The organism is Pseudoalteromonas sp., assembly GCF_041613455.1.
Taxonomy (GTDB): domain Bacteria; phylum Pseudomonadota; class Gammaproteobacteria; order Enterobacterales; family Alteromonadaceae; genus Pseudoalteromonas.
Genome location: NZ_JBFJHD010000283.1, coordinates 1 through 3,264 on the forward strand (window position 1 = coordinate 1; position 3,264 = coordinate 3,264).

A 3,264-nucleotide genomic window follows, 5' to 3' on the forward strand; every position below is an offset into this window, starting at 1 on the left:
CGCTGAGTTCTTTGGCTATCGTTAAGCCTAAACCGGTACCGCCAAATTGCCGTGAGGTGGAGCTATCGGCTTGGGTAAATGCGCTAAATAACTTGTTATGATGGGCAGGATCAACCCCAATACCGGTGTCAATAACGGCCAGCGTAAGGCGTGCTTTATTATGAGTGAGCACCTTAGCGGCGACATTTAAGGTGACGCCGCCTTGATGAGTAAACTTAATCGCATTACTACACAAATTGAGCAGTATTTGTTCAATACGCATTGGGTCACCTATAAACCAGGTATTAGCAGGTACATGACAATTTACTTGCCAAGTGATGCCCTTGCTGGCTGCGCTTTGTGCAAACATATTATCGATACGCTGCACCAAGGCATTAAGGTCAAAGGGAATATACTCTAGCACCAGTTTTTGTGATTCTATTTTCGAAATATCGAGAATATCGTTAATTAAACTTAATAAACTTTTCGACGATGCGTGTATTTTTTCTAAATAGCCCAGCAACGTTTGGGCACTGTCGGTTTTTTGCGCCAACGATGAAAAGCCAATGACCGCGTTGAGTGGAGTGCGGATCTCATGACTCATATTAGCTAAAAACTGGCTTTTAGCTTGGTTGGCTAAATCGGATTGCTGCTTTGCCTGAGCCAGCGATTGAGTGCGTTCAGCTACTTGGCGAGTGAGTGCAAGTTGCTGCTGAGTAAACAGCAGTAACACCAATATAATTAGCGAGCAGAGCACTACTTGCAACAGCAGCAAGAGCAAAGTGAGTTGGGTATTATGTTGCCCTAAAAAGCGCTCTTTAAGGGCTAATTTAACGACCCATTGTTGCCCACCAAAGTTGACCGTAAATGACATAAGGTTTTTATCTTTAAGTGTTTCAACAGCTGTGCTGTTGCTATAAAAAGGCGTTTGGCTATTAGCTTCATATATAGCAATGTTAAACATCTCAGATTGATGGGATGAAATTGCTTGGTTAATAATACTGCGTACTAAAAATACGCCAGTGGCATAGCCTGCAATCACCTCTTTACCCTGGTGCTGAGCATAAACAGGGGCCAGCATTAGGTACGCTGCCTGAGGCTGTGTAGTTTGCACTAAGTGAATTATTTTAGTGGCTAATGGCTGGTATTTTATTGCAGGGTTGAGCAGGGTGCTTTTACGATCGGGGTTAGCATAGATATTAAAACCGATCGCTGCTTGATTACCGTTTAATGGCGCAATATATTTAATGACCACTAACGGATCGTTGGCTTGCAGCGGCTCGCCGGTGATCGCTATATTTATTTGGTAGTTATTTGCGAGTTGTTGTAAAAGTTGCGGGCGTTGTTGCTGGGTGATTTTTACATTCCAAGATAGCGCTTTAATAAAGGCATGCTGTGCAAGCAACTCATGGGTATAGACATCAAACTCGGCAGGACTAAGAGGCGTGCGCGCTTGTATTTGATTAGCTAAACTTTGTAGCGCAATAATACTCAAGTTTATATAGCGGTGCAGGCTATTTTCTATTACCTGTACTTCTCGCTCGGCTACTTTAATATTGTTGGCACGGTAATTTTGCTGATAAAGCTCGGTAGTAATTGCCACGCTAATAAATAAAATACAGCAAACAAAGCGTGTAGGTACAATCGACATTGTAAGTTGACTTTGTTTAGCAGGTAGCAGTGTCAGTATCAAAGGGGTGGCTATTAATACCCCTAACGTATCGCCAAGCCACCAGTAAATAACGTTTTGCCAGTATTGCTCAGTGTTGTAATCAGTATTAAATACATAGAGCGTATACACACCAATATTGGCCGACACTAAACTTACTAGTACGCCCACAATAATAATAAAATAAAAAATATTTTGGCGCTTTTTAAAGCGTAGTGGATGACCTAACCAATACCGCAGCAGCGCAGCCCCTAGCATGGCTTGTGCAACCGCGCCCAACGCTATATAGGTAGCTTCAGTAAATGAATTACCGACTAACACTAGTTCATGCGTAGAGCTGTCGAAAAGGTTTAAGTTAAACGCGCATGCGGCTATAAATAACGATGGTATAAAGCGCCACCACCACACAAAACAGCCTGCCAGCGCGATGCCTGCGGGCAACCAAACGGGAATTATTTGCGAGTTAAAGGTGAGTTTATTAAGTATCACTCCGACAAAAAAGTAGGCTAATGAAAAAGCAATATAAAAGACACTTGAGTGATGCTTAGCATTAAAATATTTCACGCAGCTCCCTGATTATTTAAATCCTTTGCTCTAACATCTCAGTATAGCTAACAGTAAGTTATTTGCGGCAATTTTATAATGGTAGCTGTTTTTTGCTAAAAGATTGTTTTAACACCACGGTTGATTCGATGTTGGCGATGCAACTTAAACTCCCGAGCTGATGTTTCACAAACTGCTCGTAACTTTCTAAATCATGGGCAATTATTTTCAGTAAGTAATCGTAACTACCTGATATTACCGAGCACTCAAGTACGTGCGGCAGTTTTTCTACTTGGCGTTCAAATTGCTCTGCTGCCGTTACCGAATTTTGATTTAATCGTATAAACGCATAGACCAACACATTGAGTTGTAAAGCCTTGGGGTTAATAGCGGCATGGTAGCCGGTGATCACATTCGCTTGCTCTAGTTTTTTTATTCGTCTTAAACAGGGAGTATCAGACAAGTTAATACTCGCCGCTAAGTCGGCAACCGAGGTACGAGCGCAAGCTTGCAAAGCGGTTAACAGTTGTTGATCTTTTTTATCTAACATAACTTATTGGTTATCGTTAATTATTTTTATATTAATAGTGATTGTTGCTAATTTATCTGTGTTTTACTAGTTTTTTTAGCGCTTTGCTCTGCGGAAACTCTGTTAGCATTTAACCATAACTATAATAATAGGATTTGTAATGAGCACCCATAGCGCACTATTTGATGATTGGATCAGAACACACTTTGTTGAGCTAAACAGTGAGCTGGAGCAGTTGTATAGCCAGCAAGACGATAAAGCCAATGTAGACGGGATTGGTGAGGCCATAAAGCAACAATTAAAAAATGAAGGTAACGCCTTGATCAGTAACTTGTTAGCGGAAGGTAACACCGACGAAGGTTTTGATAATGCCTTTGATTTGCTCGGTAATGTGGGGTTATTTATGGCGGCGTGTCGTCGTCATGAAATTACCGAGCCGAGTCGCGAAACTACTTCGCCGTTAATTGAAGCATCGGCACTGGCTATGCACATTGGTGCCTCTATAGGCGTTACGCCACGTTTTGCGACCGCGCACTTAACTACG

The 3,264-nt window shown here is 41.9% G+C and carries 3 protein-coding genes; 1 reads left to right on the forward strand and 2 read right to left on the reverse strand.

Features of this window, described 5'->3' with window-relative positions; translation table 11 throughout:
- Together ABYB02_RS15925 and ABYB02_RS15930 are read right to left on the reverse strand one after the other, a co-directional pair.
- A partial coding sequence (locus tag ABYB02_RS15925; RefSeq protein WP_372763371.1) for a CHASE domain-containing protein occupies window positions 1-2,212 on the reverse strand: 2,212 nt, incomplete at its 3' end.
- A gap of 73 nt (window positions 2,213-2,285) precedes the next feature.
- Complete coding sequence (locus ABYB02_RS15930; RefSeq protein WP_372763372.1) at window positions 2,286-2,741, reverse strand: Lrp/AsnC family transcriptional regulator; 456 nt, start codon at window positions 2,739-2,741, stop codon at window positions 2,286-2,288.
- Between the two features lie 139 nt (window positions 2,742-2,880).
- On the opposite strand from ABYB02_RS15930, the gene ABYB02_RS15935 reads away from it, so the two are divergent.
- Window positions 2,881-3,264, forward strand: a 384-nt coding sequence (locus tag ABYB02_RS15935) for a monodechloroaminopyrrolnitrin synthase PrnB family protein (RefSeq protein WP_372763373.1), incomplete at its 3' end; no start/stop codon positions are given.